The organism is Bacteroidia bacterium (assembly GCA_040880525.1).
Classification (GTDB): domain Bacteria; phylum Bacteroidota; class Bacteroidia; order CAILMK01; family JBBDIG01; genus JBBDIG01.
The window spans coordinates 107,238-134,049 of record JBBDIG010000017.1 but is presented as its reverse complement, the minus strand read 5'-3'; the positions used below and the strand labels follow the sequence as shown (position 1 = coordinate 134,049).

Here is a 26,812-nt window from a genome sequence, read left to right as displayed (position 1 = left end):
TATCAGGGATTCTAATTTAAAACTCAATTTATAATTTTAAAAAATGAAGGAAATTCGTGAGCACCTGAATGAGGCGGCTGAGACGCTGCAAAGATTTGTAGCTGAAGAGAGCAACTTAATGGCAATTGAGGAAGCCGGAGAAATTATCGCCAGCGCCCTGAAAAATGGCAATGGTATTTATTCCTGCGGGAATGGAGGTTCAATGTGCGATGCCATGCATTTTGCCGAAGAGCTTACCGGACGATTCCGGGACAACCGAAGGGCGTTAGCCGCAACGGCCATAGCCGACCCCAGCCATATTTCATGCGTATCAAATGACTACGGCTATGAACACATTTTTTCCCGTTATATTGAAGCATGGGGCCGGGAAGGAGACGTGCTGCTCGGCATTAGCACCAGTGGGAATTCTGCGAACGTGGTTAACGCTATTGAAGCTGCCAAGAAGAAAGGAATGAAGGTAATTGGCCTTACGGGCAAAGGAGGAGGCCAGATGTCCGCCATGTGTGACGTGGAGGTTCGTGCTCCTGAAACCCGCTACTCTGATCGCGCTCAGGAAATTCATATTAAAGTGATCCATATATTAATTGATTTAGCGGAGAAGCAATTGATTGCCGGGTAGGTTTTAAAATAACCACTAAGAGCACTAAGGATCACAAAGCTGGATTTAAAAATACACTTTGATCTAAAAATAGACACTAAGGCGCTAAGACACGAAAGATCACAAAGCCGGATTTTACAAAAAACTTTGTTTCAAATCTATTCACTCGGTTGTAAAATCCTTTTGGATGTGAATTTAAATATAACCCGGCAGGGCGGGCCTGGTGCAAATTATCCGTGGCTTTATGTTGCATAAAATTTATGAACAAAAGGCTACATTTGCACCTCGAAAAATCAGACGATAAAAACGTTTTTCTATGCAGAATAAAGGAAAAGTTGCCCAGGTCATCGGCCCTGTGGTAGACGTAAGCTTTTCGGATGAAGGTTCCAAACTCCCCCCGATTCTGAACGCGCTGCTCATACAGCGGCCAAATGGAGAAGAGCTGATACTTGAGGTTCAACAGCATTTAGGAGAAGACCTGGTACGTACTATTGCTATGGACTCCACCGAAGGGTTGGTGAGAGGCATGGAAGTGCTGGATAAGGGCAAGCCGATTTCAATGCCTGTGGGCGAAGAAATTAAAGGCCGCCTGTTCAATGTAGTTGGCGAGGCAATTGATGGCATCGGCAAAGTTGATACAGGCCGTGAAAGGTCCATTCACCAAAGCCCGCCAAAATTTGAAGAACTGTCTACAGCCGAGGAGCCGCTCTGGACCGGTATCAAGGTAATTGACCTGCTGGAGCCTTACGCTAAAGGTGGCAAGATCGGGTTGTTTGGTGGTGCCGGGGTAGGCAAAACCGTTTTGATCCAGGAACTCATCAATAATATCGCGAAGGTTTATGAAGGCCTTTCTGTATTTGCCGGTGTAGGAGAGCGTACCAGGGAAGGAAATGATCTTCTGCGTGAAATGCTTGAAGCCGGTATCATCCGCTATGGCGATGAATTTATGCACTCCATGGAAGAAGGCGGATGGGACCTTTCCAAAGTAAAGACTGAAACGCTTAAAGAATCCAAAGCAACTTTTGTATTTGGCCAGATGAATGAACCTCCTGGTGCTCGTGCCCGCGTGGCACTGTCAGGCCTGGCAGTTGCCGAATATTTCCGCGATGGTGATACGGCTGAAGAAGGAGGCCGTGATATTCTCTTTTTTATCGATAACATTTTCCGGTTTACGCAGGCAGGTTCCGAAGTATCTGCACTTCTTGGACGGATGCCTTCAGCGGTGGGATACCAGCCCACACTCGCAACTGAGATGGGATTGATGCAGGAACGCATCACTTCTACCAAGCGAGGTTCCATTACTTCCGTACAGGCGGTTTACGTTCCTGCGGATGACCTCACCGACCCGGCTCCGGCAACCACGTTTGCTCACCTTGATGCTACCACGGTACTTAGCAGGAAGATCTCGGAACTCGGTATTTATCCTGCGGTAGACCCGCTTGATTCTACGAGCCGCATCCTCACACCCGAAACTGTGGGTGACGATCATTATAATACTGCACAGGCTGTAAAAGAAATACTACAACGCTACAAGGAATTGCAGGACATTATCGCAATTCTCGGTATGGATGAACTGTCCGATGAAGACAAACAGGTGGTTCACCGCGCACGCAGGGTACAGCGATTCCTGTCGCAGCCTTTTCACGTTGCGGAGGCCTTTACCGGACTGAAAGGCGTACTCGTACCGATCGAAGAAACCATCAGCAGCTTCAAGCGAATTCTTGCTGGCGAGGGAGATAAGTATCCGGAAGCCGCCTTTAACCTGGTTGGAAATCTTGATTCAGCAATTGAAAAAGGCGAAAAAATGCTGGCAGAGGCCAATGCATAGAAGACCCTCTGGTTTCATTAATCCATGATAAAAGCAAGATCAACAAAATGCATCTCAGTATATTAAGTCCTGAAGAAAAGATATTCTCCGGAGAAGTGCAGCGCGTCCGCCTGCCGGGAAGCGAAGGTTCGTTTGAAGTATTAAAGAACCATGCTCCTTTAATGAGCAGCCTTGAGGATGGGGAGGTACGCGTGATTACCGAATCAGGGGAGGAGCTTTTCTTTGATGTTAAAGGTGGATTCGTGGAAGTATTGGATAATAAAATATCCGTATTGGTTTAAGAAAAGCCATATTGAAAAAAATAGATCAAAGCCTTCAGAGATACTGCTTCTCTGAAGGCTTTGTTGATTATTGGGAGCTATGAGGACCAGGCTCAAATTGCGGAGATCAATGGTCACTTTCGTGAAACCCTCAACTTCAGCTTACCAATAGGTTTTCAGCAAATTTTTCGGATACGGTGGTTTTCGGGTTCTTTTCAATCTTTACGACTATAGAGCCGTCAAAGGGAATTTTTTCAAGTACCAGGATTTTGGTTCCAATGCTTACGGAGAGTTGTTCCAGGTACTGAAGAAAAATGGCCGAAGTATCTTTTACAGCGGTTACCCGGCATGTGTTTCCCTCTTCTATTTCTGACAACAATGTGTCGGCTGTGGCGGGTACTTCGCCCTTTGAATTGGGAATGGGGTCTCCGTGCGGGTCATATTTGGGATGTCCCAGGAACTTATCCAGCCGGTCGGCCAGTTCATGGTGCCGGATGTGCTCCAGTTGTTCGGCTATCTCATGCACCACATCCCAGGTGTAGCCCAGCTTTTCTGACAAAAAAACCTCCCACAAACGATGTTTGCGTACAACGTCCAGTGCTATGTTTTTTCCTTTTGTTGTAAGGTTTGCTCCATTCTTCTTGTCATAGCTTATCAGTTTCTTCTCTGAGAGCTTTTTGATCATATCCACCACGGATGCTGCATTTATGCTCATTTCATCGGCCAGCGCGGTAGGGGTGATCCTGGGTACTTCTTTTTTTGAAAGATGATAGATGGCCTTCAGGTAATTTTCTTCTGTGAGTGAGTGCATTTAATGATCTTTTATGCAAAAGTAGGTAAAGGTGTTTTTGATGTAAATTAGGCTACCCTAATATAACTTGTTTTGTAATTCAAATAAAGTATATATTTGCAACTGTCAAAATGTATTAGAATAATGAAATTAGTTTATATTGGTTGGTCAGCTATTGTGCTTTTTGCTTCCCTCGTTTTGATGTCGTGCCATAAGCTTGTACCCCCTGAACCCAATGAAGATGAAATATTGGATGGACCCATGGAGGGCTTAACGACTGCTGAACTGGCACAATTCCTTAAGGGAGACGTAGCATTTAATGAACAATTTACAGCGGAAAGCGGGCTGGGCCCCACGTTCGTTGCCACAAGCTGCGGCAGTTGCCATGTAGGTGATGGGAAAGGACATCCATTTACCACCCTCACTCGCTTTGGACAGACGGACAGCACCGGAAATAAATTTTTGCACCTGGGCGGCCCGCAGTTGCAAAACAGAGCAATACCCGGATACAACCCGGAAATCCTTCCTGAGAATGCCACTTTTACCAGACTTATCCCGCCTGCCGTCACCGGCCTTGGATTTCTGGCCTTTGTGCCAGATGCTGATATCCTGGCAATGGCTGATCCTGATGATGCGGATGGTGATGGAATTTCGGGTGTGCCGAACTGGATTGCTATCCCTTCTTATCTCAAGCCTCTTCCCGATGCTATTTCTAAAGGCCAAAAGTATATTGGACGGTTTGGTAAAAAGGCGGCTGCGTTTGATCTGCTGCACCAAACTATCAATGCCTATAGCCAGGACATAGGCATTACATCGCTTTTTAATCCTATTGATGTATACAGCGGACTGGAAACAGACCCGGAGGTTTCTACTCAGATTATAAATGATGTGGTGCTTTATCTACAGACTTTGAAGGTCCCGCTGCAGAGGGACCAGGAAAATGCCGCAGTTATTCATGGAAAAAATGTCTTCGTTGAAACAGGTTGTGCCTCCTGTCATAAACCAACCCTGAAAACAGGATTTGCCCCGGTGGAGGCACTTTCCTACAAAGAATTTCACCCCTACACGGATTTGCTTTTACACGACATGGGAAGCGAACTTGATGATGGTTACACAGAAGGCAGTGCCAAAACTTCAGAATGGAGAACGCCTCCGCTATGGGGTTTGGGACTTTCGCCTGATGCCCAGGGTGGAAGATTCTTTCTGATGCATGACGGCAGAGCAGGAACTATCGAAGAAGCCATTCTGCTCCATGGCGGGGAGGGGTCAGCGAGCCGGATGAATTATCAAAACCTTTCGCAGGCAGAAAAAGAGGCACTGCTCCAATTCCTGGAATCACTGTAGGCTATGGACAGAAAGACTTTTATTAGAACCTGCGGCTTTGCCTGTCTTGGCGGAACTGCACTAATAGGAGTGCTTCAAAGTTGTGTGGCCTCCAATTATATTGCGAACAGCACTTATAAAGACGACCGGATATTAATCAGGAAGAATGAATTTCTAAAAACTGAAAATGAAAAAATAATATCCAGGGAATTTGTTTTGGTAAATACCGAAAAATTCAGTTATCCACTTTATTTATATAAAATAAGCAATGATGAATACTCAGCTTTGCTTATGCAATGTACCCACAAGGGCTGCGAGCTGCGGCCGCAGGGAGAGGTTCTCATTTGTCCATGCCATGGGAGCGAGTTTAGCCGGCAGGGCGTAGTGCTGAATCCGCCTGCCGATCAAAATCTTTTATCCTTTAAAACAATTACGGACCATGAATTTATTTACATCATTCTTTAAAATAATTGCAGCGGCTGTTTTCCTGATGCTTTTGTCTATGAATGGCCATGCACAAACTGACACGGCCAAAAAGATTCAGCGCATTGGGCAGGATACAAAACAGCAAGCGATGAATATGGATGCGGTATACAACCGCCCTTTTCTTTCAGCCGCTAAATTGCCGGTGGCCATAGGAGGATACCTGGAAGTAAATACGGAGTATGCTTCCACAGACGGTATTACTGACGGGATGGCGTTTCAGGCCAGGCGCTTTACGCTGTTCTTTTCGTCAACCATTACAAAGCGCATAAAATTTCTTTCAGAGCTTGAATTTGAGGGTGGCACGCGGGAAATTAATATTGAGTTTGCTGCGATGGATATAGAGTTTCATCCTTTACTGAATTTGCGTGGCGGAATTATTATGAATCCGATCGGGGCATTTAATCAAAACCATGATGGCCCCCGGTGGGATTTTATAGATCGCCCCGTGTCGGCAACTTCCATCATTCCAACTACGCTTTCAAATGCCGGATCTGGGCTGCATGGAAAATATTATGTCCGCCAATGGACTTTAGGTTATGAGGCGTATTTAAGTAATGGATTTGATGGCCAGATCATCTCGAACGCAGAGGGAAGGACCTCGCTGGCAGCGGGTAAACATAATTCCTTCAGGTTTGAAGAAAGTCACAGCGGACTACCTATGTTTACCGGAAAAGTCGCTGTGCGCAAGCGTAAAATCGGTGAACTTGGTTTTTCCTGCATGTCGGGCGTATTTAACAAATGGATGGATGATGGACTTGTACTGGATAAAAAAAGAACCGCCAGCGTTTTGGCCGTAGATATCAATACAGCGATGTTTAATGACAGGCTGAGTATTGTTGGCGAAGCTGCTAAGGTTTTTGTTGATGTTCCGGCTGCTTATTCCCAGCAATACGGTACGCGGCAATTTGGGAGTTTTGTGGATATTGTCGCCACCGTGCTAGACAGACGCATGATGGGTTGGGAAGGAGCAAAATTAAATTTAGGCGCGCGCCTGGAATATGTTGATTATAATCTCGGAAAATTTGAGGAAACAGGTGAGAAGATAAGCGATGATTTTTGGGCGATCGTACCTTCTGTTGCTTTTCGTCCGGCAGGCCCAACGGTGATCAGGTTCAACTATCGCTTTGAGCAGCAAACGGATCTACTTGGAAATTTGCCGGCCCTCACGGGTGTAATTCAATTTGGCTTTTCGACATATTTCTAACTGAAGTAGCAAGGCGGTAAAAACTTCTATCCGAATGCGAAGCGAGGGATTCAATCCACGGTTTTCTGCATTTTTCTTCTCGCGTCCGGTGGCATACCCCAGGAATAGTCTGCTAATATCTTTTGGTTCAGTTCCGTCCATTTCGGGCTGTTTTTGTCCTGAAGTTCTGAGTTCCGGTTCACCAGCAGTCTCCTTATCTCCGCCACGTTGTGATAGGTTGGCCATCTCCTTTCAGCCATCGTAAATGCTTCAATTGCCGGTTCAATTTCTTTCTCCAGAATTTTTTCAAAACCGATTCGTTCCCATTCATTTGCTGTTTTTGGCTCAGCCACATTTCTTTCACTTGCCGAAGTGAGCGACTCGCTTTCGTCTGGCATAGATCTCTGAATTTCCTGGACATCTTTTTTTACCCCAGTTTGCGCCTTTTCAAGAGACTGGACGGCCAGATCAACATACTTCTCTACCTTCTCCGGCCGGGTTGAATTGTTCCGAATTGAGTCAAGATAATCCTTTTGCTGAATCAGCTCGCCCTGAACATTATTCTCAAGGTTTTGGATCCGGTCGCCCACTTCAAATACTCCAAATTTGAAGGTGCGGCTTTTCAGCATCTCCGTAACGTCCTCCTTAAACCAAAGAAAGGCTGCAATGGCTAGTATAGGCCATAATAGTAATCTGGTAAACTCTAAGACGATTTCGATGCGGCTTTTTTCGCTCATCTCGTGATGTTTATAATGATGTGCAATTACTGCATATGAAAAGGAGCGGAATATAAGGTACTATATAATATTTAGGCACCTGAGCTAAATATATAATCCTGAACAATGCCTTTGAATATTTTGTATGGATAAAAAACCTGCTTTTTTTAATGTTAAACACTTAATATTATGAAAAATATTTTCCTTTTTCTGACCATATTGGCTATAAGCGCTTTCGTTTACAAATCACATGCGCAGGATCCTGAAATTATTCTTGATCCTTTCGCGACAGGATTGAACATGATTACGGAGGTTACCCATGCGGGGGATTCACGACTATTTGTAACGGAACAGCCTGGCCTGATCAGGATCGTTACAGCCGATGGAGACCTGGTTGCCACACCATTTCTGGATATAAGCGCACGAGTGGAGGACGAAGAAAATGAACAGGGACTCCTGGGACTTGCCTTTCATCCTGATTTTAAAACCAACGGCTACTTTTATGTAAACTACACCTCAGAGCCAGACGGAGCAACCCATATTTCCCGCTTTTCTGTAGCAGCTTCTGATTCAAATGTGGCGGATCCCGGCAGTGAGCTGATTCTGCTCACACAGTCTCAGCCATTTGAAAATCACAATGCCGGAGCCCTGCATTTTGGCCCTGACGGCTACCTGTATTTTGGGCTGGGTGACGGAGGCTCGGCAGGAGACCCGGAGGAAAACGCGCAGGATGGATCTACACTGTTGGGAAAAATGATGCGAATAGATGTGGACGGTACCAGCCCTTACGAAATTCCGGCTACCAATCCTTTTGTGGGCAATCCGGCTGTTTTGGATGAAATTTGGGCCATGAGTTTGCGCAACCCTTTCCGTTTTAGTTTTGACCGGCAAACGGGAGATATGTGGCTTCCTGATGTGGGCCAGGATGACTGGGAGGAGATCAATTTTGAAGCGGCTGGCGGCCCTGGTGGAATGAACTGGGGCTGGGATTGCTATGAAGGAGATCACTCCTTTGAGCCCCAGGACTGCGGCAGCATGGGCGACTATGACTTCCCCGTATTTGAATATCCTAACAACGCAACTTATGGGTGTGCCATTTTGGGAGGATAAATATATCGCGGCTCTGACTTCCCTGACCTGACAGGCCACTACTTGTTTACCGATCTGTGTTCCGGAAGATTGTGGACACTATATCCGGATGGTGCCGGTGGTTGGGATACCACTGACCAGGGATCGAAAACTACCAATAGCTTCACTACGTTTGGCGAAGGTGTGGATGGTGAACTTTACATCGCAGAAAGAGGAGGTGATATATTCAAAATCACAACGGAAGAGGGAACAGGGATTACAAAGAACCTCACTGATGGAGGAGTTCGGGTATGGTCGGGTCCCAATCCTTTTTCTGATCAACTCGATATCAGGTATCAGCTAAAGAAACCTATGCACGTGAAGATTGAGGTTTTGGATATGACTGGTCGCACGGTCCGCACACTTGCCGATAATCATTTTACCAATGGAGAACACAATATCACCTGGAAAGCAAAATCTGATGATGGCTCTGATTTAGAGCAGGGTGTATATCTTCTGGTATTCAGGACGGAAGGAAACATAACCACTCATAAACTTTCTCTTATAAAATAACCAAAAAGGGCGAGGCAGGATAAAATAAGGATCAAAAAGGATTTGGCGTCAAAAAAATGGGAACAACAAAAGGAACATTAAGAACTTGTAAGAATGGACATAAATATTACAAGAGTACCGATTGTCCCACCTGTCCAACTTGTGAAAAAGAGAAAAAGCCTTCTGAAGGCTTTCTTGCCCGGCTTTCTTCACCCGCCAGAAGCGCGCTCTTGCATTATAAGGGAATAGATACGCTGGAAAAGCTATCTGCTCATACAGAGAAAGAAATATTAAAACTTCACGGAATGGGAAAAGCAAGTATGCCGGTATTAAGGAAGGCTTTAGAAGAGAAAGGGCTTGCGTTTAAGGATGAAAATAAAAAATAAGGCATTTAAAAAAGGAAACTCTTTTATCCTTTAACTTTCCATTGTTAAAATGAAATCGGCAGGACCCGGAATACCCGGATCCTGCCCATCAAAGCAGAATTAACCTTTGGAAAGAATTATTGCTATTTCTCTTCTTTCTGGCAATTCAGCATCCAGTTGATCCCGAACTTGTCTTTTAGCATTCCGAAGCGGGCGCCCCAAAATGTATTTTCGAGCGGCATGATTTGCGTCCCACCTTTTAAGAGCGCATCAAAAATGCGGGTTTGCTCTGTTTCATCGTCAAGGTTTATACTTAGCGAAACATTGTTACCAAACGTAACGCTATCCTGGCCGGGCATCGCATCGCAAGCCATGAAATAGATCCCATCCGCCTCCAATTCAGAATGAAGGATCTTGTCTTTATGTCCGGAAGGGATTTTCATGCCGGGATCCGGAGGCGCATCGCCATAAGTTTGCTTCGACTTTATGTTGCCTTTGAAGCAATCCTTGTAAAAGTTAAGCGCTTCCTCGCAATTGCCTGGAAAATTGAGATAAACATTCAGGTTTTTCATCTTATTGTTTGTTTGATTTAATAAGCAATATTATAGAATATTTATTAGTTTTCGCCAACAAGAATCCTCAGATTCTGGAATATTTTTTAAAGAATAGAAAACGCATTTATTTTAATTATAAATAGAATAGCTTACATCAGCTTACATAATACTATTACTAGTTTATAGTATCCTATGGTTTATTGTTTTTTTAAAAAACTAATATTTCTTTTCATGCCGGAGAATTTGGTCCTTTTAATGGGCGAACCTTCAAATGCTTTATCGAAAATATGTTCGGTCATTTCTTCCCATTCTTTAATATTCCAGGCGGCAATTTCAGGTTTCATTTTAAAGTCCGGTTCCTGATGCGGCTTTGAGAAACGGTTCCAGGGACAGACGTCCTGACAGATGTCGCAGCCAAAAGCCCAATCCTCCATTTTATCTTTAAAGTGATCGGGGATACGATCTTTCAGTTCAATGGTGAGATACGAAATGCAGCGGTTGGCATCCACCGAATAAGGCGTGATGGCATCAGTGGGGCAGGCATCAATGCAGCGTGTGCAGGTGCCGCAGTAGTCGCGCACAGGCGGGTCAGGTTGCAACTCCAGATCGGTGATGAGATTCGCGATAAAGAAAAAACTTCCCTGCTGTTTGTTAATGAGATTGGTATGTTTCCCCAGCCATCCGGTGCCAGCCCGCTGTGCCCAGGCTTTGTCCATTACCGGGGCAGAATCCACGAATCCACGGCCATGCACATCACCAATCTGCTGCCTCAATTGCAGCAGGAATTGCTTCAGTTTTTTGCGGATCACCTTGTGGTAGTCACGGCCATAGGCATATTTGCTGATCTTAACTTCTGCATCAGCGGGTTGCGTGGTTACAGGAAAGTAGTTGTACAAAAGGGAGATCACTGAGCGTGCGCCCGGCACCAGTTTTCGCGGATCAATACGCATATCGAAATGACGCTCCATATAGGCCATCTCCCCGTGCTGTCCCTGCTTCAGCCATTGTTCGAGCTTCCGCGCTTCATCATCCAGCGGGGCAGCCCTGGCAATGCCGCAGTAGCTAAAGCCAAGATTTACGGCAATGCGTTTAACAATTTCGGTATTGGAAGCAGACATTTGAATTTTCAGGAAATTTTAATAGTTCAAAAATAACATCCTGAATGTGGCATGGTGCCGGAGCAAGAATTTTACAAATGAGCCTGCTAAGAGACCAAACTCAATTTCTTGCCTCAGGAGTTTCCGGCCTTGAACCGGGAAGCATTAGCTGGTATTTTTGAAATTCCTTAGTTCCGGAAGGAGATGCCGGTAAAACAAAAAAGGGATGCGTTACACATCCCTTTTTCCATTAGTAGCGAGGGGGAGAATCGAACTCCCGACCTCAGGGTTATGAATCCTGCGCTCTAACCGCCTGAGCTACCTCGCCATTTTTTTTCGGTGTGCAAATTTATGGAATCACTGCTGAATCATTGTCAATAGCCGCATCTAAAAGTCCCGCTTCATTATCTCCTTATATCTACCAATCTTTGCTGCAATGATGGAAGACGAAGAAAATAGCCGCCCGCTCAATACGATTTCGGAAGTGGAAAAAGAAGCTGAACAGGAACTCAGGCCCCGGTCATTCCATGATTTTCAGGGGCAAAAGCAACTGGTAGAGAACCTCCTGATATTTGTACAGGCTGCCAACCAGCGGGGCGAAGCGCTGGACCATGTGTTGCTGCACGGCCCACCAGGATTAGGCAAAACCACGCTTGCCTTTATCATTGCCAATGAACTTGAGGCAGGCATCAAAGTTACTAGCGGGCCGGTTCTCGACAAGCCTGGCAACTTGGCCGGCCTGCTCACAAACCTCGAAGAAAGGGACATCCTCTTTATTGATGAAATCCACCGCCTCAGCCCCGTTGTTGAGGAATACCTCTACTCTGCGATGGAGGATTATAAAATTGACATTATGCTGGAAAGTGGCCCCAGCGCCCGCTCCGTGCAGTTAAAGCTCAATCCTTTCACACTTGTGGGGGCAACCACCAGGAGTGGATTGCTCACCGAACCTTTGCGCGCCCGCTTCGGGATAACGTCCCGGCTTGACTATTACAACCACGAATTGCTGGAACATATCATTAAGCGCTCGGCAGCCATCCTGAACGTGATCCTCAACAAGGACGCGGCTAAAGAAATTGCCCGGAGAAGCCGCGGAACACCCCGGATTGCCAATGCGTTGCTCAGGCGTGTACGGGATTTTGCCCAGATCAAAGGAGATGGAACCATCACAATGGAGATTGCCAAATACGCACTGGAAGCACTGAATGTGGATGATCATGGTCTGGATCAAATGGACAACAAGATCCTGGAGGCAATTGTGGAGAAATTCAAAGGTGGCCCGGTTGGCCTCAGCACCATTGCCACTGCCGTGGGCGAAGAACCCGGCACCATTGAGGAAGTGTATGAACCTTATCTCATTATGGAGGGCTTTATAAAACGCACGCCTCGAGGACGGCAGGCTACGGAGCGCGCCTACACGCACATGGGCAAGGTTTACAGAAATACGGAAGGTGGGCTGTTTTAAAGGAAGGTTGATGAACGCCTGGCTTTTATATGAATTGGTGCGGAGGGATTCCGGGTTTTCAAAGAATAGAGCAGAGCAGTTTATAATCGTTTTGCTAAAAATTTAAATTAATTATTAAAATGCTGTTGATACAGATTTAATATTTAATAACAAATTAATGCAGACGGCAAACTTTCAAATAGTTCAGCCACTTCCCGACCCACTTTTTTCTGCTAAATTTGCACCCGAAAAAAGGCCCCTTCTATTGGATATCAAAATCATTAACCGTTCGCAGCATGAATTGCCGGCCTACCAAAGCGCCCTTGCTGCCGGCATGGACCTGCGGGCTGACCTGAAGCAAAGCATAGCACTTGAGCCGATGGAGCGCCAGGTGATCCCCACCGGCCTTTACATTGAACTTCCACCAGGATTTGAAGCGCAGATAAGGCCCCGAAGCGGACTGGCAGCACGAAGTGGCGTAACGGTGCTCAACAGCCCTGGAACCATTGATGCCGACTACCGTGGCGAGATCCGGGTGCTCCTTGTAAACTTATCCCGCGAGCGCGTGGAGATTGAGAGCGGACAGCGCATTGCCCAAATGATCGTGGCCAAACACGAAAGGGTGGAATGGCAGCCCGTGGATGATATTTCCGCTACTATACGGGGGGATGGCGGCTATGGCCATACCGGAGAAAAATAACATAAGCAGGAGCTTGAATAAAACTGAATTTTTAATTTAACCTCAACCTTACCTGATTTCAAAAAATCGAATTGGGAAAATCATTAATAAATAGATGAAAATCATTGTGCCGATGGCGGGCATGGGAAAAAGAATGCGCCCGCATACCCTCACCACACCCAAACCTTTAATACCTATAGCCGGAAAACCCATTGTGCAACGACTGGTAGAAGATATTGCCGGAATGGTGGACGAAAAAATTGAGGAAGTTGCCTACGTGATTGGTGACTTTGGACAAAAGGTAGAGCAAGACCTGGCGGACATTGCTGCCGGAATTGGAGCCCGAAGCAGCATTTATTACCAGGATGAACCGCTCGGAACAGGACATGCCATTCTTTGCGCAGGCCCATCGCTTTCAGGAAACCTGGTGGTGGCCTTTGCCGATACTTTATTTAATGCGGACATCAAGCTGGACCCTGAACAGGATGGAAGCATCTGGACCAAGGAAGTGGAGAACCCTTCATCTTTCGGGGTGGTGCAAACGGATGCGAATGGGTTGATCCACAGATTTGTTGAGAAACCCAAGGAGCACATCTCAAACCTTGCGATTATTGGTATTTATTACTTCAAGGATGGGGAGATGCTGCGGAGCGAACTTCAGTATCTTATTGATAATGATATTAAGGATAAAGGAGAATTCCAGCTTACCAATGCGCTGGAAAATATGAAGAACAAGGGACTGAAACTGAAGGCGCTGACAGTGAAAAAGTGGCTGGATTGCGGCAATAAGGACGCGACTGTGGATACAAACCGCGAGGTGCTGGAAATGATCCGTGATGAAGAACTTATTTCTGAAAATGCGGAGATCAGCAATTCCATTATCCTGAAACCCTGTTATATCGCTTCCGGGGCAAAAATTTCTAACTCCGTTGTAGGGCCGTCAGTTTCTGTAGGGCCTCATACGCTCATTGAATCTTCTGTCGTTAAGAACAGCATCATTATGAATGACAGCCAGATCATTAATTCAAACCTGGCCAACTCTATGATTGGCAGCCATGTTGAATATGAAGAGGGTTCACACGATGTGAGCATCGGTGATTTCTCGAAATTAAAATTATAATCTTTTGATAAAATTAAAATTCCCACTGGTAGTCCTGTCCTGTTTAGTGCTGCTATCTACCTCCTGCAAAAGAGAGCGGCTGGCACAGGGTACGCCTTCCACGGTTCCGGCAAAGAAGGACACGGACTTTCTGAAGCAGCTTGAGTTTGACAACTATTATTATGAAGGCACCAAACAGAGCATGGTGGGAAATGCTGATAAAGCTGCCGAGAATTTTGAGAAGGCACTGAATATTGATGAAACTCATGCACCTGCCAATTATGAACTGGCGCGAGCCTATTTTTCAATGTCGCGGATGGATGAGGCCCTCGGCCATGTTGATCAGGCGATAAAATACGAGCCGGATAATAAATGGTATTATATCATCAAAGCCCAAATACTCGAACAGCAAAAGAATTTTTTGGGGGCTGCGGGTGTGTATGGCAAACTCACTGGCCTTGAACCGGAAAATGCTGAATATTATAACAGCATGGCAAATATGTATCTATTTGCCAACCAGCCTCAAAAGGCGCTTGAGGTCTATGAACGCATGGAGAAACAACTGGGCGTGAATGAGATAGTCGTTTTGCAAAAGCACAAAATATACTTGCGGCAAAACGAAGTGGAGAAGGCGGCAAAAGAAATCCGGAAACTGATAGACCAGTCACCACAGGATCTCAGGTATTACAAGATCCTTGCTGACGTTTACCAGGTGAACGGCTATCATGAAAAGGCTTTTGAAGTGCTGGAGCAAATGGCCGAAATAGATTCAACCAACGGAAAGGTGCAAATGGCACTGGCAGAATACTACCGCAGCCAAAGAAACTATGAAAGAGCAGCGTATTATCTGAAGCAGGCTTTTAATAATCCGGAGGTGGATATAGACCAGAAGGTGGAGATTATTTACGGAAACTACCTAATGCAGGGGTTTACGAATGAAAATAAAGAGGAAGCGTTTACCCTGGCGGAAATGCTGATAGAGGCCCACCCCGGAGAAGCTAAAGCACATGCCCTGTATGGTGATTTGTTATACCGCGACAATCAGAAGAAGGAGGCCCGGAAACAGTACCGCCAAAGCGTGGAGTTGCAGCAAAATGTATTTGCCGTTTGGCAGCAATTGCTCTTCATCGAATCGGAGCTGAGTGACTGGGAGGCGATGAAATCAGAAAGTCGTACAGCGCAGGAATATTTCCCTAATCAGCCAATTCTGTACTTTTTTGAAGGAGTGGCCAATTTGCAACTGGAAGATTATAAGGAAGCTGTTTCGGTATTGGAAACGGGTCTCTCAATCACCGTAGGAAACCCCAACCTGCAGGGACAGTTTCATGCAAACCTTGCGGAAGCCTATTATCGCCAGGAAAATTATAAAGCATCAGATGAGCAGTTTGAAAAGGCGCTCGATCTCAATCCTGATAATGCGGTGGCGCTGAATAATTATGCTTATTACCTGTCCCTTCGGGGAGAAAGGCTGGAAGAGGCGCAGGAAATGAGCAAACGTTCACTTTCTCTGGAACCCGGAAATGCATCTTATCTGGATACTTACGGCTGGATATTATATAAACTCGGCAACTATGCTGAGGCCAAAACCTACATTGAGCAAGCCCTTCAAAAAAGTCCCGAAAGCGCTGAAGTGCTGGAACATTATGGAGACGTTCTTTTTCAACTGGGTGAAACCGGCAAGGCCGTAGAGCAATGGCAGAAGGCGCTGGCCAGCGGCTCAGATTCTGTAAACCTGGAAAAGAAGATAAAGGAGAAGCGCCTCTATGAATAGTCTTCGCCTTCCTGCCATCCTGCTTTTTTTTCTGGTTTCCTGCTTAATGATGAGTTCCTGCCGGTCAAAAAAAGAAGTTGCGGGAGTTCCCCGAAATTATCTCAATACAAAATTTTTAATGGGAGAACTGGATGAGAACAGGGCAGGATTTGAATGGCTTTCCGGGCGGTGCAAAATCAGTTTTAAGGATGAAGACCAGAATATAAGTGCCACTGTAAACCTGCGAATGCAGCAGGACAGCATGCTTTGGATGTCGGTTACTCCACTATTCGGGATTGAAATTGCCCGGATCGTTATCTCCCCTGACAGTGCGCTGGTATTGGATCGCATTAATAAGGAATACCAGGTGTTGAACTTTGATGAAATCAGAAAATTTACGGGCGTTCCGGAATTGACGTTCGCCCTTCTGCAGGATTTAATTTTGGGAAATTCCATTGTCCCCGTGTCGCGCAAATTTGACGCACAGGCGGAGAATGGTCTGATACTGCTTACGAACCACAGTCAGCGTGGAAGTGAAATGTTGTGGCTGCTCCCTTCAATTTTTCGTCCCTCAAGAATTCACTATGAAGATCAGCCGAATAATCAAAAGTTTGATCTTCATTATTCCAATTTTAAGGAAATAGGGGGTAAGCATTTTCCACAAGGAATTAGATTAGTTTTGGATGAACCGCAGGATTTATCATTGGATATTAATTTTACGCGGTATATAATCAATGAGTCCCAGGATATGCCCTATAGCATACCAGCCAGTTATGATCGCAAAAAGTAGCCTGCTCTTCTTGTTTCTGCTGTTTGTACTTCCCCAGGTGCTGCCGGGCCAGAACCGCAGTCAGCTAGAGGAAAAGCGCAAAAAGGCAGAGGAGCAAATTGAGTTTACCAAGAAGCTTATCAACGAAACTACTCAGCAGCAGCGGCAAACGGTGAAATACCTGGGCGTGCTGAATGAGCAAATTCGGAGTCGTGAGGAACTGATCCAGGCCATCAGCAGCGAAATTGGAATTCTGAATGAAAATATCCGCGAAACCCAGGGAGTAGTAGACGCAATGGAGCGCGATCTTCTGCAACTCAAGGAGGAGTACGCCAAGCTGGTTTATTACGCATATAAAAATCACAGTGCCTACAATGAGCTTGTCTTTATCTTCTCGGCTGAATCATTTAATGCAGCCTACCAGCGATTGAAATTTCTTCAGTATTTTACAGAATACCGGAAGAAGCAAATTGAATTGATCAAGGAAACGCAGGAAGCGCTCAGTTTCAGGATGGATGACCTGCAGGCTCAGATTGCAGATAAAAGAAGTTTGCTTGCAAAACAGACTGACGAGAAGCAGGAACTGGAGCAAGATAAGAGCAGCAAAGGAAGTCTGGTGAGCCAGTTGAAGAGTAAAAACCAGGAATTGCAGCGACAGTTGCGCGAAGAACAGGCAGCCAAAGCCAGTCTTGATAAAGCGATAAAGGATATCATAGAAGCTGAAATAAAAGCTTCACGTGCCAAAAGCGGTACTGCGGGTACCTCTTATGCCCTTACGCCTGAGGCAGCTAAACTTTCGGCAGATTTTACCACCAATAAGGCGAAGCTTCCATGGCCAGTGGAAAAGGGCTTTATTTCACAAACATTTGGCGAGCACAGCCATCCTGATTTGCCGGGCGTCAAAACCTATAATAATGGTGTGGATTTTCAAACCAGTAAAGGAGCGCTGGCCAGGGCAGTATTTAATGGCGAAGTGGTAAGAGTCATTCGTTTGCCGGGGCAAGGTACAGCCGTGATGATGAAGCATGGCGACTACTTCACGGTATATGGTAATCTCGCGCAGGTGGTGGTAAAGCCCGGTGATCAGGTAAAGACTAAACAGACCTTGGGTGTGGTCAATTACAATCCAAAAACAGGTGCTTCGGAACTGCATTTTGAAATTTGGAAGAACTTTGAAAAAATGAATCCGCAGACGTGGCTCTACCGCTAGTCTGGCTAAGGCTCCCGAACCCATATCAGGAAAGTCAATTCTTCTATCTTTGCTCAAATTTTACAATCCTATGAAGTTGAATTCTTTTTTCAAGCTGTTCCGGAGCGTTTCCGGCTTTGTTGTTATATTATTTACATTTCTTTTTTCCGCTTGTGGCAATGCATCCTTTAATCAGGAATGGGTACAGGAAATAAACAATGAAAGGCGGGATCTGGCAGCCGAATATTTGGACCTTCTCAACCAGGCAAGGGAGCATCAGCATCATTTAGGGCAGGAGGTGATGCATAATCCCGGTGCGGCAAACCCAGCCGGGGGCTGGCATTTCACAATGATGTCAGAAACACAGCGCGAACTGACTGAAATGTATTCTACGATAAGCGATCAGTTTTTCAAAATACTTACTGAGTCAGAGGGAGAAGAAGAGGTGCGTGAAAAATGGAGTCAATTTTTGGCTGACCAGCGAATGCTGCTTGAGGACTATCGTAAACGTTTAGATGAAGCCCTTCGTGTGTCCCGGCCAGAAATGCATTCACCTCCGGATCCTGCCGATACTCCTGCGGGTGAAGAACAACCCAATGCTGCCAACTCTCCCAATAACTAAAAGCGTTTTCATCCCGTGATGCACTTCTTATCGTTTATAATCTGGGACGTAGCCCCGGAGATTTTCACAATTGGACCGGTAACCCCACGTTGGTATGGGCTTTCCTGGGCCTTGTCGTTTTTCTTAGGCTACGTATTAATGGCCCGTTTCTACAAATGGGAAGACGTTAAGATCGAACAGTTGGATAAGCTCTCTATGAACATTATCATTGGAGCGGTGGCAGGAGCAAGATTGGGCCATGTGCTCTTTTATCAGCCCGATTATTATCTGGACAATCCCATCGAGATCTTATATGTATGGGAAGGCGGCCTTGCCAGTCATGGTGCTGCAATAGGTATCTTGCTGGCAGTATATTATTCAGTAAAAAAATTCCATTCCCATTCTTTCCTCTGGATACTTGACAGGCTTGTGATCACAGTGGCATTAGCCGGTTTTTTTATTCGTGCAGGCAATCTTATGAATTCAGAAGTCTATGGCAAACCAACTGACGTTTCCTATGGATTTGTATACGCCAAGCCAAGTGAAAGCAGATTGGAGGCAGCTTATCCGGAATACATAGAAGATGTGGAAGTAAATGCCCATCCGGGGTCTGATACCGCAACAGAGGCATTATCATTAGCTGGCCTGGAATACAGGATTATCTTTACAACAGAAAGCCGGATGGAGGCTGACCAGGCCGGTTTATTTGTCAATACTCAATTGCGCAGCCTTTTTAACAGCTACGAAGAGATTTGGGAAAATGTGCAGTTGCCGGAGTCGCTGAATCCACAGATTGCTCAAAGTCCGGATGGAACCCTTCATGCAAGTTTTATAGCGAACGGCATTCCACGTCATCCTTCTCAGCTTTACGAGGGCCTGAGTTATTTGCTCATTTTCTTGCTTCTTGGAGGGTTGTATTTAAAGATGATGTCACGAACCCCGGTAGGTTCTTTATTTGGATTATTCCTGTCACTTCTCTTTAGTGTGCGTTTTGTGGTGGAATTCTTTAAAGCACCGCAAGTGGGTTTTGAGGAGCAAATGGCCCTGAATATGGGTCAGTTACTGAGCATCCCTTTTATTATAATCGGGATATTCATTTTAATAAGAAGCCTGCGTGCCCGGAAGGTGGAGAACAACGTTAATCCGCAACAGCGGCAGAAGTAAGGTTTTATATTCCGGATGCCTTATGAAAACGGTGTTTCAAACGGCCCCTTACGTCTATAAAAATTCAGAAACATTTTTTGTGAATGGTATACCAATCCTATACCTTTGCACTCCCTTATTCGAGGGGTAATGTAGAAACATTAAGATATGCCTACGATTCAACAGTTAATCCGGAAAGGAAGAAAGCAAATTAAAAAGAAGAGTAAATCTCCTGCGCTTGATTCCTGCCCACAAAAACGGGGCGTTTGCACCCGGGTTTATACAACAACACCGAAGAAGCCGAATTCGGCAATGAGGAAAGTGGCAAGAGTACGCCTTACTAATTCAAAGGAAGTGAACGTATATATTCCTGGTGAAGGCCATAATCTTCAGGAGCACTCTATTGTGCTGATCAGGGGAGGCAGGGTAAAAGACTTGCCTGGAGTTCGCTACCACATTATACGTGGCGCGCTGGATACGGCAGGCGTTGACAACCGTAAACAAGGAAGAAGTAAATACGGCACCAAACGGCCGAAGAAATAATTTTCTGATCACAGACAATGAGAAAAGCTAAACCTAAAAAACTTCGTCTTACCCCGGATCCACGCTATAAGGATGAGGTGCTTGCAAAGTTTGTAAACAACCTGATGCTGGACGGCAAAAAGAGCACTGCATATAAAGTGGTATATGATGCGCTGGACATTGTGGAAGGTAAAACCAAGGAAAACGGGCTGGAGATTTGGAAAAAAGCCCTCACCAATATTACACCGTCAGTTGAAGTGAAAAGCCGGAGAGTAGGAGGAGCCACCTTCCAGATCCCTATGGAAGTGAGAGCAGGCCGGAAAACAGCACTTGGCATGAGGTGGTTGATTTTCTACACCAGGAAAAGAAGTGGAAAGTCCCTGGCTGATAAACTGGCGGCTGAGATTATGGCGGCTGCAAATGGAGAAGGGGCCGCTGTGAAGAAAAAAGAAGATACTCACAGAATGGCGGACGCAAACCGTGCATTCTCCCATTTTAGATTTTAAAAGAAATAATGGCACTCGAAAATAAGGATCTTAGGTTATTAAGGAATATTGGCATCATGGCACACATAGATGCCGGTAAAACCACCACGACTGAGCGTATTTTGTACTACACCGGGATTAATTATAAAATAGGTGAAGTGCATGAAGGAACCGCTACCATGGACTGGATGGTGCAGGAGCAGGAGCGTGGAATCACCATTACCTCGGCTTCCACCAAAACTTATTGGATGTTTAATAATGAGAACCACATTATTAATATCATTGATACTCCAGGCCACGTGGATTTTACCGTTGAAGTAGAAAGATCATTGCGCGTTCTTGACGGAGCAATCGCTTTGTTTTGTGCTGTAGGTGGTGTAGAGCCTCAGAGCGAGACCGTTTGGCGCCAGGCCACTAAATACAAAGTTCCCCGACTGGGATTCGTAAATAAAATGGATCGGGCCGGGGCTGATTTTTTCAGCGTTGTAAATCAGGTACGAACCAAACTTGGAGCTAAGCCGGTTCCATTGACAATTCCTATCGGTGCTGAAGCAGAGTTTAAAGGTGTTGTGGATCTCCTCACAATGAAAGCCATTATCTGGGATGAAGAAGGCTTCGGGATGAAGTATGAAAGCATTGACATTCCTGAAGATATGGTAGAGTTGTCTAATGAATGGCGCGAAAAACTGATTGAATCAGTAGCCGAATATGATGACAAACTGCTGGAGAAATTTTTTGAGGATCCGGATTCGATCTCTGAAGATGAATTAGTTCATGCGATTCGTAAAGCGACCATTGACTTGGCCATTACGCCAATGATGTGTGGCTCTGCCTTTAAAAATAAAGGGGTTCAAGCCCTGCTGAATGCAGTGGTCAGGTATCTTCCTTCTCCTTTGGATATGCCTCCTATTGTTGGAGTAAATCCTGATACTGAAGCTGAAGAAATCAGAAAGCCTGATATCAATGAGCCTTTTTCAGCGCTTGCATTTAAGATCATGACAGACCCTTATGTAGGGCGCCTGGCGTTTTTCAGGGTGTATTCCGGAAATCTGGATGCAGGTTCTTATGTCCAAAATATGCGTACCAATAAAAAGGAGCGCATTTCGCGGATTTTTCAGATGCACGCTAACAAGCAAAATCCAATTGACAATATCGCGGCAGGCGAAATCGGTGCAGCAGTAGGATTTAAAGACATAAAAACGGGAGATACGCTCTGTTATGAAAAGAAGCCTATTATCCTGGAAAATATCGAATTCCCGGAACCTGTAATTGGAATCGCCATTGAGCCCAAAACTCAGGCTGATGTTGATAAACTGGGTGTAGCACTCGCGAAGTTGTCTGAAGAGGATCCTACATTCAGGGTGCATACTGATGATGAAACCGGTCAAACCGTGATTCGCGGAATGGGCGAGCTTCACCTGGAGATTATTGTGGACCGACTTAAACGTGAGTTTAAAGTGGATTGCAATCAGGGAGCCCCACAAGTTGCATATAAAGAAGCAATTACCAAATCAATTACGCATCGTGAGGTTTACAAAAAGCAAACAGGTGGCCGGGGTAAGTTCGCGGATATTTCCGTTGAAGTAGGCCCGGCAGATGCAGGCGAGTTGGGATTGCAGTTTGTGAATGAGATCGTTGGAGGTTCAATTCCCAGGGAATTTATTCCGTCTATTCAGAAAGGCTTCAATCAAGCCATGGAAAACGGTGTTCTTGCAGGATATGAAGTGGATTCAATGAAAGTACGCCTGTTTGACGGTTCTTTTCACGCAGTTGACTCAGATGCTATTTCATTTGAAATGTGCGCTAAGATGGCATACCGGGAATCCTGCCGTAAGGCCGGCCCCATTTTGCTTGAGCCTATAATGAGTGTAGAAGTAGTTACACCTGAAGAATATATGGGTGATGTAATGGGCGACCTTAACAGGAGACGCGGCCAGCTAGAAGGTATTGACTCTCGCGGAGACGCCCAGGTAATAAAAGCCAAGGTTCCACTTTCCGAACTCTTTGGATATGTAACGGCATTAAGAACCATCACTTCCGGACGAGGAGTTTCTACTGTGGTATTCTCCCATTATGATCCTGTTCCACAAGGTATATCCGATGAGGTATTAACCAAATTAAAAGGTCAGGCCGAAAAAGTTTAATAACTGGAAATGAGTCAGAAAATCAGAATTAAATTAAAGTCTTACGACTACAACCTGGTGGATAAATCAGCGGAGAAGATCGTAAAAACAGTAAAGACAACGGGTGCCGTGGTAAGTGGCCCCATTCCTTTGCCATCAGAAAAGAAAATCTATACAGTGCTTCGGTCTCCTCACGTAAACAAGGAGTCAAGAGAGCAATTTCAACTTTGCTCTCATAAGCGCCTGATTGATATTTTCAGTAGTAGTTCAAAAACCGTGGACGCACTTATGAAACTGGAACTTCCCAGTGGTGTGGACGTAGAAATAAAGGTGTGATAAAGCCATGCTTGGAATTTTAGGTAGAAAAATAGGAATGACCAGCCTCTTTGATGAGGAGGGCCGCCACATCCCGGTAACTGTAATTGAAGCCGGTCCATGTGTTATTACGCAAGTAAAGACTTCGGACAGGGATGGATACTCGGCTGTTCAGATAGGCTATGGCGAAAAAAAGGAAAAGCACACAACTAGTGCGTTGAGAGGCCATTTCAAAGCTTCCGGAACTACTCCCAAAAGGAAATTGATGGAAATACGGGATTTTGAAAAAGAATTGAATCCTGGGGATGAATTGAAAGTAGACATCTTCGAGGAGGGAGAATTCGTTGACGTGGTGGGAGTTTCCAAAGGAAAAGGATTCCAGGGCGTGGTAAAACGCCATGGTTTTGCAGGAGTAGGAGGTGCTACGCACGGTCAGCATAACCGGCAGAGGGCACCGGGATCTTTGGGCGCTTCATCATTTCCTTCACGTGTTTTTAAAGGAATGCGCATGGCTGGCCAAACAGGAAATTCCAGGGTAATGATGCAAAATCTGAGGGTAGTGAGAATACTTCCTGAAAAGAATCTCATCATGCTTAAAGGAGCAGTTCCAGGAGCAATAGGAGCAATCATTAGAATTGAAAGATAATACCGGGAAGCGGATAAGATGGAACTTGAAATAATCAACTCAAATGGGGAGAAGACGGGCAAAAAGCTTAATCTTCCTGAAGATGTATTCGGTCTTGAGCCGAATGATCACGCGATCTACCTGGATGTAAAGCGAATTCTGGCGAACAAACGTCAGGGAACGCACAGTACTAAGGAAAGATCCTTTGTAAAAGGTTCAACGAAAAAACTGCGCAAGCAAAAAGGCACTGGTGCGGCCCGGGTTGGAGATATCAAGAATCCGATTTTCCGGGGAGGAGGCAGGGCTTTTGGTCCCCGTCCTCGGGATTATGAAATTAAGCTGAATAAAAAGGTGAAACAGTTGGCCAGAAAATCTGCTTTATCATACAAGGCAAAAAACAACCAACTTTTGGTGCTGGAGGATTTCCAATTTGATGCACCGAAAACAAAGTCCTTCTCGGAATTATTGACGCGCCTTCAGATTTCTGATAAAAAGACGTTGATGGTGCTGAAAGCAGAGGACCGGAATATCATGTTGTCAGCGCGCAATCTGCCGAATACACTCATTTCTACGGCTGATAAAGTGAATACTTACGCATTGATGAACTGCAATACCCTGGTGCTGATGGAAAGTTCAGTAAATAAATTGAGCGAAACTTTTAATAGAGGGAAATGAATATCATTAGAAAGCCTCTGATTACAGAAAAATTCACAAGTTTGGGAGAACGTCTAAACCAATATGGATTTATCGTAGATAAAAAGGCTACCAAACCAGAGATTAAGGCGGAGATTGAAAAACTTTATGATGTTAAAGTGACGGATATCCGCACAATGATCTATGCCGGAAAGACAAAGCAGAAATACACTAAGCGGAATATAATTTCTGGCCGCAGGCGTGATTTCAAGAAAGCCATTGTCGCTCTGAAAGAAGGTCAGGAAATAGATTTTTACAGTGAAGTGTAAGCAATAAGAAATGGCGGTTAGAAGACTTAAACCGGTAACCGCAGGACAGCGATTCGCGATCCTGAATTCCTACAAGGAAGTTACCACCGATAAACCTGAGAAGAGCCTTACTACCTCAATCATGAGGAGTGGTGGCCGGAACAATACGGGCAAAATGACCGTGAGACAATTGGGGGGAGGCCACAAACGTCTTTACCGGATCGTAGACTTTAAGCGGGATAAAAAGGATATACCGGCAAAGGTTGCCACGGTTGAATACGATCCTAATCGTACGGCATTTATTGCCCTGCTGAATTATGTGGATGGCGAAAAGAGATATATCATTGCGCCTGAAGGTTTGAAAGTAGGGCAGCAAATTATTTCTGGCGATGCAGTGGCTCCTGAGTTGGGAAATGCCACAAAGCTCAAAAGCCTGCCATTAGGAACCATAATTCATAATATCGAATTACGCCCGCAGGCAGGTGGAATTATTGCCAGAAGTGCCGGATCTTATGCTCAGCTTGTAGCACGGGAAGGCCGGTATGCAACGCTCAAGATGCCATCTGGTGAAAGCAGGATGGTTCTGGTAGAATGCATGGCAACGGTAGGTTCAGTATCAAATGCTGACCACTCACTTATCATTATGGGAAAGGCCGGCCGGAACAGGTGGCACGGCAGACGTCCGAGGGTGAGAGGTGTAGCTATGAATCCGGTGGATCACCCGATGGGTGGTGGAGAAGGCAAGGCCTCGGGAGGTCATCCCCGTTCACGCACCGGACTTTATGCAAAAGGCAAAAAGACCCGTAAGCCTAAAAAGCATTCAAACAAGTATATCATTGACAGAAGGAAAAAATAACCAATGAGCAGATCGATTAAAAAAGGACCTTATGTCTTCTATAAATTGGAAAGGAAGATAGAGGCAATGAATGAAGGCGGCAAAAAATCCGTAATCAAGACCTGGTCAAGAAGATCAATGATCACCCCGGAATTTGTTGGCCATACCATCGCTGTTCATAATGGTAATAAATTTATACCGGTATATGTTACCGAAAATATGGTTGGCCATAAATTGGGCGAATTTGCAACTACCCGTACTTTCCGGGGTCATGCAGCTAAAAAGGGTTCTAAAAGATAAGAAGAATGGAAGCAGTATCTAAATATATCAACTCACCTCATTCTCCCCGGAAGATGCGGCTTCTGGCTGACATCATTCGTGGACTTCCCGTTGAGAAGGCGCTGTATACACTGAAACTTCATCCTAAAAAGGCCTATGCTAAAGAGATGGAAAAGGTGCTGCTCTCTGCGATTGCTAACTGGCAGGAAAAGAACGAGGAATTATCAATAGAAGAGAGTGGGCTGACAGTAAAAACGATAACTGTAGATGGAGGCCGCGTTTTGAAACGCATTCAACCTGCGCCACAGGGCCGTGCCCATCGAATCAGGAAAAGATATAATCACATTACGATCACTGTTGACGGGTTGGTAAGTGAAACCTCAGAGGTGGCCGAAGTGGAAGAAATAAGCGAAGAAACAGAAAGTTAATTACCGATAAGAGTAAAGTATGGGACAAAAAGTCAACCCGATTTCATTGCGCCTGGGCTATATCAGAGGATGGGAGTCCAATTGGTATGGCGATAAGGATTACGCAGAAAAGCTTCTTGAGGATGATAAGATCCGAAAGTATATTCATGCACGGATACCCAAAGGTGGTTTAGCACGGATCGTCATAGAACGTACATTAAAGCGTGTCACCGTGACCATTCATACCTCCCGTCCGGGTATTGTTATCGGTAAAGGTGGAAGTGAAGTTGATAAACTTCGTGAGGAACTTAAGAAGATCACGAAGAAGGATGTTCAGATCAACATCTATGAAATTAAGCGACCTGAAATGGAGGCAAGGCTGGTAGCTGAGAATATCGCTTCGCAGTTGCGTGCCAGAATTTCTTTCCGTAGGGCGATGAAGATGTCTATCGCCAGTACTATGAGAATGGGGGCCGAAGGCGTGAAAATCAAATGTTCAGGAAGATTGGGCGGAGCTGAAATGGCCCGCTCAGAAGAATATAAGGAAGGAAGAATTCCGTTGCACACCTTCCGTAGCGACATAGATTACGCACTGGCAGAATCCAATACAGTTTATGGAAAAATTGGAGTCAAGGTTTGGATTTGCAAAGGTGAAGTTTATGGAAGACGTGATCTTTCGCTTAATGTTGGTGCAGGAAGCCGTGGAACTGAGCGAGATGGCGGACGTGAGAAGATGCCCAAAAGAATGAGTGGTGGAAGAGGCAGAAGAAGAAAAAATTAGAAAGC

Annotated in this window: 32 protein-coding genes and 1 tRNA gene; 28 read left to right on the top strand and 5 right to left on the bottom strand. The window is 45.4% G+C overall.

Annotated elements, in window-relative coordinates:
* The first annotated feature begins 43 nt into the window (after positions 1-43).
* The 3 genes from lpcA to atpC all read left to right on the top strand — a co-directional run bounded on the left by lpcA (position 44) and on the right by atpC (position 2,707).
* On the top strand, positions 44-619 hold the full coding sequence (gene lpcA / locus WD077_04655; protein ID MEX0966505.1) for a D-sedoheptulose 7-phosphate isomerase: 576 nt from the start codon (positions 44-46) through the stop codon (positions 617-619).
* A gap of 295 nt (positions 620-914) precedes the next feature.
* Positions 915-2,426: a F0F1 ATP synthase subunit beta gene (atpD, locus tag WD077_04650; GenBank protein ID MEX0966504.1), complete on the top strand. Its 1,512-nt coding sequence runs from the start codon at positions 915-917 to the stop codon at positions 2,424-2,426.
* 47 nt (positions 2,427-2,473) lie between these two features.
* Positions 2,474-2,707: an ATP synthase F1 subunit epsilon gene (gene atpC / locus WD077_04645; GenBank protein ID MEX0966503.1), complete on the top strand. Its 234-nt coding sequence runs from the start codon at positions 2,474-2,476 to the stop codon at positions 2,705-2,707.
* A gap of 136 nt (positions 2,708-2,843) precedes the next feature.
* On the opposite strand, the gene WD077_04640 is transcribed toward atpC, so the two are convergent.
* The gene (locus tag WD077_04640; protein ID MEX0966502.1) at positions 2,844-3,497 is read right to left on the bottom strand and encodes a metal-dependent transcriptional regulator; all 654 of its coding nucleotides are present in this window, start codon (positions 3,495-3,497) and stop codon (positions 2,844-2,846) included.
* A 123-nt stretch (positions 3,498-3,620) separates the two neighbouring features.
* Here WD077_04640 and WD077_04635 point away from each other — a divergent pair, with 123 nt between their 5' ends.
* Genes WD077_04635 through WD077_04625 form a run of 3 tightly spaced genes read left to right on the top strand, consistent with a single transcriptional unit; the run spans position 3,621 to position 6,489 of the window.
* Positions 3,621-4,820 carry a di-heme oxidoredictase family protein gene (locus WD077_04635; GenBank protein MEX0966501.1) on the top strand — a complete coding sequence of 400 codons (1,200 nt, stop codon included), beginning with the start codon at positions 3,621-3,623 and terminating at the stop codon, positions 4,818-4,820.
* Positions 4,821-4,823: 3 nt separating this feature from the next.
* Complete coding sequence (locus WD077_04630) at positions 4,824-5,264, top strand: Rieske (2Fe-2S) protein (protein ID MEX0966500.1); 441 nt, start codon at positions 4,824-4,826, stop codon at positions 5,262-5,264.
* Positions 5,239-6,489, top strand: a complete 1,251-nt coding sequence (locus WD077_04625; GenBank protein MEX0966499.1) for a hypothetical protein — start codon at positions 5,239-5,241, stop codon at positions 6,487-6,489. Before WD077_04630 ends, WD077_04625 begins: the two co-directional genes overlap by 26 nt.
* Before the next feature lie 50 nt (positions 6,490-6,539).
* On the opposite strand, the gene WD077_04620 is transcribed toward WD077_04625, so the two are convergent.
* Positions 6,540-7,205, bottom strand: a complete 666-nt coding sequence (locus tag WD077_04620) for a hypothetical protein (GenBank protein MEX0966498.1) — start codon at positions 7,203-7,205, stop codon at positions 6,540-6,542.
* Between the two features lie 168 nt (positions 7,206-7,373).
* Here WD077_04620 and WD077_04615 point away from each other — a divergent pair, with 168 nt between their 5' ends.
* From WD077_04615 to WD077_04605, 3 genes are all read left to right on the top strand, one after another.
* Positions 7,374-8,294, top strand: coding sequence for a PQQ-dependent sugar dehydrogenase (locus WD077_04615; GenBank protein ID MEX0966497.1), 921 nt, complete (start codon positions 7,374-7,376; stop codon positions 8,292-8,294).
* A gap of 69 nt (positions 8,295-8,363) precedes the next feature.
* Complete coding sequence (locus WD077_04610; GenBank protein MEX0966496.1) at positions 8,364-8,825, top strand: T9SS type A sorting domain-containing protein; 462 nt, start codon at positions 8,364-8,366, stop codon at positions 8,823-8,825.
* Between the two features lie 56 nt (positions 8,826-8,881).
* Positions 8,882-9,190: an RNA polymerase alpha subunit C-terminal domain-containing protein gene (locus WD077_04605; protein MEX0966495.1), complete on the top strand. Its 309-nt coding sequence runs from the start codon at positions 8,882-8,884 to the stop codon at positions 9,188-9,190.
* A 122-nt stretch (positions 9,191-9,312) separates the two neighbouring features.
* Here the strand turns inward: WD077_04605 and WD077_04600 are convergent, their stop codons facing one another.
* From WD077_04600 to WD077_04590, 3 genes are all read right to left on the bottom strand, one after another.
* On the bottom strand, positions 9,313-9,741 hold the full coding sequence (locus tag WD077_04600; protein ID MEX0966494.1) for a VOC family protein: 429 nt from the start codon (positions 9,739-9,741) through the stop codon (positions 9,313-9,315).
* A 179-nt stretch (positions 9,742-9,920) separates the two neighbouring features.
* Positions 9,921-10,841 (bottom strand): tRNA epoxyqueuosine(34) reductase QueG, encoded by a 921-nt coding sequence (queG, locus tag WD077_04595; GenBank protein MEX0966493.1) that lies wholly within the window; start codon positions 10,839-10,841, stop codon positions 9,921-9,923.
* A 233-nt stretch (positions 10,842-11,074) separates the two neighbouring features.
* Positions 11,075-11,148: transfer RNA gene (locus tag WD077_04590), tRNA-Met, on the bottom strand.
* A gap of 111 nt (positions 11,149-11,259) precedes the next feature.
* Between WD077_04590 and ruvB the strand changes: the two genes are divergently transcribed.
* The 19 genes from ruvB to rpsC all read left to right on the top strand — a co-directional run bounded on the left by ruvB (position 11,260) and on the right by rpsC (position 26,807).
* On the top strand, positions 11,260-12,285 hold the full coding sequence (ruvB, locus tag WD077_04585) for a Holliday junction branch migration DNA helicase RuvB (protein MEX0966492.1): 1,026 nt from the start codon (positions 11,260-11,262) through the stop codon (positions 12,283-12,285).
* Positions 12,286-12,529: 244 nt separating this feature from the next.
* The gene (dut, locus tag WD077_04580; GenBank protein ID MEX0966491.1) at positions 12,530-12,964 is read left to right on the top strand and encodes a dUTP diphosphatase; all 435 of its coding nucleotides are present in this window, start codon (positions 12,530-12,532) and stop codon (positions 12,962-12,964) included.
* 94 nt (positions 12,965-13,058) lie between these two features.
* Positions 13,059-14,063: a sugar phosphate nucleotidyltransferase gene (locus WD077_04575; protein MEX0966490.1), complete on the top strand. Its 1,005-nt coding sequence runs from the start codon at positions 13,059-13,061 to the stop codon at positions 14,061-14,063.
* A gap of 4 nt (positions 14,064-14,067) precedes the next feature.
* Positions 14,068-15,813 (top strand): tetratricopeptide repeat protein, encoded by a 1,746-nt coding sequence (locus WD077_04570; GenBank protein ID MEX0966489.1) that lies wholly within the window; start codon positions 14,068-14,070, stop codon positions 15,811-15,813.
* Positions 15,806-16,582 carry a DUF4292 domain-containing protein gene (locus WD077_04565; GenBank protein ID MEX0966488.1) on the top strand — a complete coding sequence of 259 codons (777 nt, stop codon included), beginning with the start codon at positions 15,806-15,808 and terminating at the stop codon, positions 16,580-16,582. The genes WD077_04570 and WD077_04565 overlap by 8 nt, the downstream gene beginning before the upstream one ends.
* Positions 16,566-17,771, top strand: coding sequence for a peptidoglycan DD-metalloendopeptidase family protein (locus WD077_04560; protein MEX0966487.1), 1,206 nt, complete (start codon positions 16,566-16,568; stop codon positions 17,769-17,771). Before WD077_04565 ends, WD077_04560 begins: the two co-directional genes overlap by 17 nt.
* A gap of 70 nt (positions 17,772-17,841) precedes the next feature.
* A complete protein-coding gene (locus tag WD077_04555; protein MEX0966486.1) occupies positions 17,842-18,372 on the top strand; it encodes a hypothetical protein in 531 nt (176 codons plus the stop codon).
* Positions 18,373-18,390: 18 nt separating this feature from the next.
* A complete protein-coding gene (locus tag WD077_04550; protein ID MEX0966485.1) occupies positions 18,391-19,515 on the top strand; it encodes a prolipoprotein diacylglyceryl transferase in 1,125 nt (374 codons plus the stop codon).
* A gap of 147 nt (positions 19,516-19,662) precedes the next feature.
* Positions 19,663-20,037, top strand: coding sequence for a 30S ribosomal protein S12 (gene rpsL, locus WD077_04545; protein MEX0966484.1), 375 nt, complete (start codon positions 19,663-19,665; stop codon positions 20,035-20,037).
* A gap of 17 nt (positions 20,038-20,054) precedes the next feature.
* Complete coding sequence (rpsG, locus tag WD077_04540; GenBank protein MEX0966483.1) at positions 20,055-20,522, top strand: 30S ribosomal protein S7; 468 nt, start codon at positions 20,055-20,057, stop codon at positions 20,520-20,522.
* Positions 20,523-20,530: 8 nt separating this feature from the next.
* Entirely contained in the window at positions 20,531-22,645 is a 2,115-nt protein-coding gene (fusA, locus tag WD077_04535) for an elongation factor G (protein ID MEX0966482.1), read from the top strand.
* A gap of 9 nt (positions 22,646-22,654) precedes the next feature.
* Positions 22,655-22,960, top strand: a complete 306-nt coding sequence (gene rpsJ / locus WD077_04530) for a 30S ribosomal protein S10 (protein ID MEX0966481.1) — start codon at positions 22,655-22,657, stop codon at positions 22,958-22,960.
* Between the two features lie 7 nt (positions 22,961-22,967).
* Positions 22,968-23,585, top strand: coding sequence for a 50S ribosomal protein L3 (gene rplC, locus WD077_04525; GenBank protein ID MEX0966480.1), 618 nt, complete (start codon positions 22,968-22,970; stop codon positions 23,583-23,585).
* Positions 23,586-23,603: 18 nt separating this feature from the next.
* Positions 23,604-24,239, top strand: a complete 636-nt coding sequence (rplD, locus tag WD077_04520) for a 50S ribosomal protein L4 (protein MEX0966479.1) — start codon at positions 23,604-23,606, stop codon at positions 24,237-24,239.
* Positions 24,236-24,526 carry a 50S ribosomal protein L23 gene (gene rplW, locus WD077_04515; protein ID MEX0966478.1) on the top strand — a complete coding sequence of 97 codons (291 nt, stop codon included), beginning with the start codon at positions 24,236-24,238 and terminating at the stop codon, positions 24,524-24,526. The genes rplD and rplW overlap by 4 nt, the downstream gene beginning before the upstream one ends.
* A 10-nt stretch (positions 24,527-24,536) precedes the next feature.
* A complete protein-coding gene (gene rplB / locus WD077_04510; GenBank protein MEX0966477.1) occupies positions 24,537-25,361 on the top strand; it encodes a 50S ribosomal protein L2 in 825 nt (274 codons plus the stop codon).
* Between the two features lie 3 nt (positions 25,362-25,364).
* A complete protein-coding gene (gene rpsS / locus WD077_04505) occupies positions 25,365-25,640 on the top strand; it encodes a 30S ribosomal protein S19 (protein ID MEX0966476.1) in 276 nt (91 codons plus the stop codon).
* A 5-nt stretch (positions 25,641-25,645) separates the two neighbouring features.
* Complete coding sequence (rplV, locus tag WD077_04500) at positions 25,646-26,047, top strand: 50S ribosomal protein L22 (GenBank protein MEX0966475.1); 402 nt, start codon at positions 25,646-25,648, stop codon at positions 26,045-26,047.
* Between the two features lie 19 nt (positions 26,048-26,066).
* Positions 26,067-26,807, top strand: coding sequence for a 30S ribosomal protein S3 (gene rpsC / locus WD077_04495; GenBank protein MEX0966474.1), 741 nt, complete (start codon positions 26,067-26,069; stop codon positions 26,805-26,807).
* Positions 26,808-26,812 lie beyond the last annotated feature (5 nt).

What these genes read in the sequence shown, in the direction of transcription:
- lpcA (MEX0966505.1), top strand. Translation starts at nt 44, where the DNA reads ATGAAGGAAATTCGTGAGCACCTGAATGAGGCGGCTGAGACGCTGCAA.
- atpD (MEX0966504.1), top strand. Translation starts at nt 915, where the DNA reads ATGCAGAATAAAGGAAAAGTTGCCCAGGTCATCGGCCCTGTGGTAGAC.
- atpC (MEX0966503.1), top strand. Translation starts at nt 2,474, where the DNA reads ATGCATCTCAGTATATTAAGTCCTGAAGAAAAGATATTCTCCGGAGAA.
- WD077_04640 (MEX0966502.1), bottom strand. Translation starts at nt 3,497, where the DNA reads ATGCACTCACTCACAGAAGAAAATTACCTGAAGGCCATCTATCATCTT.
- WD077_04635 (MEX0966501.1), top strand. Translation starts at nt 3,621, where the DNA reads ATGAAATTAGTTTATATTGGTTGGTCAGCTATTGTGCTTTTTGCTTCC.
- WD077_04630 (MEX0966500.1), top strand. Translation starts at nt 4,824, where the DNA reads ATGGACAGAAAGACTTTTATTAGAACCTGCGGCTTTGCCTGTCTTGGC.
- WD077_04625 (MEX0966499.1), top strand. Translation starts at nt 5,239, where the DNA reads ATGAATTTATTTACATCATTCTTTAAAATAATTGCAGCGGCTGTTTTC.
- WD077_04620 (MEX0966498.1), bottom strand. Translation starts at nt 7,205, where the DNA reads ATGAGCGAAAAAAGCCGCATCGAAATCGTCTTAGAGTTTACCAGATTA.
- WD077_04615 (MEX0966497.1), top strand. Translation starts at nt 7,374, where the DNA reads ATGAAAAATATTTTCCTTTTTCTGACCATATTGGCTATAAGCGCTTTC.
- WD077_04605 (MEX0966495.1), top strand. Translation starts at nt 8,882, where the DNA reads ATGGGAACAACAAAAGGAACATTAAGAACTTGTAAGAATGGACATAAA.
- WD077_04600 (MEX0966494.1), bottom strand. Translation starts at nt 9,741, where the DNA reads ATGAAAAACCTGAATGTTTATCTCAATTTTCCAGGCAATTGCGAGGAA.
- queG (MEX0966493.1), bottom strand. Translation starts at nt 10,841, where the DNA reads ATGTCTGCTTCCAATACCGAAATTGTTAAACGCATTGCCGTAAATCTT.
- ruvB (MEX0966492.1), top strand. Translation starts at nt 11,260, where the DNA reads ATGGAAGACGAAGAAAATAGCCGCCCGCTCAATACGATTTCGGAAGTG.
- WD077_04575 (MEX0966490.1), top strand. Translation starts at nt 13,059, where the DNA reads ATGAAAATCATTGTGCCGATGGCGGGCATGGGAAAAAGAATGCGCCCG.
- WD077_04565 (MEX0966488.1), top strand. Translation starts at nt 15,806, where the DNA reads ATGAATAGTCTTCGCCTTCCTGCCATCCTGCTTTTTTTTCTGGTTTCC.
- WD077_04560 (MEX0966487.1), top strand. Translation starts at nt 16,566, where the DNA reads ATGATCGCAAAAAGTAGCCTGCTCTTCTTGTTTCTGCTGTTTGTACTT.
- WD077_04555 (MEX0966486.1), top strand. Translation starts at nt 17,842, where the DNA reads ATGAAGTTGAATTCTTTTTTCAAGCTGTTCCGGAGCGTTTCCGGCTTT.
- WD077_04550 (MEX0966485.1), top strand. Translation starts at nt 18,391, where the DNA reads ATGCACTTCTTATCGTTTATAATCTGGGACGTAGCCCCGGAGATTTTC.
- rpsL (MEX0966484.1), top strand. Translation starts at nt 19,663, where the DNA reads ATGCCTACGATTCAACAGTTAATCCGGAAAGGAAGAAAGCAAATTAAA.
- rpsG (MEX0966483.1), top strand. Translation starts at nt 20,055, where the DNA reads ATGAGAAAAGCTAAACCTAAAAAACTTCGTCTTACCCCGGATCCACGC.
- fusA (MEX0966482.1), top strand. Translation starts at nt 20,531, where the DNA reads ATGGCACTCGAAAATAAGGATCTTAGGTTATTAAGGAATATTGGCATC.
- rpsJ (MEX0966481.1), top strand. Translation starts at nt 22,655, where the DNA reads ATGAGTCAGAAAATCAGAATTAAATTAAAGTCTTACGACTACAACCTG.
- rplC (MEX0966480.1), top strand. Translation starts at nt 22,968, where the DNA reads ATGCTTGGAATTTTAGGTAGAAAAATAGGAATGACCAGCCTCTTTGAT.
- rplD (MEX0966479.1), top strand. Translation starts at nt 23,604, where the DNA reads ATGGAACTTGAAATAATCAACTCAAATGGGGAGAAGACGGGCAAAAAG.
- rplW (MEX0966478.1), top strand. Translation starts at nt 24,236, where the DNA reads ATGAATATCATTAGAAAGCCTCTGATTACAGAAAAATTCACAAGTTTG.
- rplB (MEX0966477.1), top strand. Translation starts at nt 24,537, where the DNA reads ATGGCGGTTAGAAGACTTAAACCGGTAACCGCAGGACAGCGATTCGCG.
- rpsS (MEX0966476.1), top strand. Translation starts at nt 25,365, where the DNA reads ATGAGCAGATCGATTAAAAAAGGACCTTATGTCTTCTATAAATTGGAA.
- rplV (MEX0966475.1), top strand. Translation starts at nt 25,646, where the DNA reads ATGGAAGCAGTATCTAAATATATCAACTCACCTCATTCTCCCCGGAAG.
- rpsC (MEX0966474.1), top strand. Translation starts at nt 26,067, where the DNA reads ATGGGACAAAAAGTCAACCCGATTTCATTGCGCCTGGGCTATATCAGA.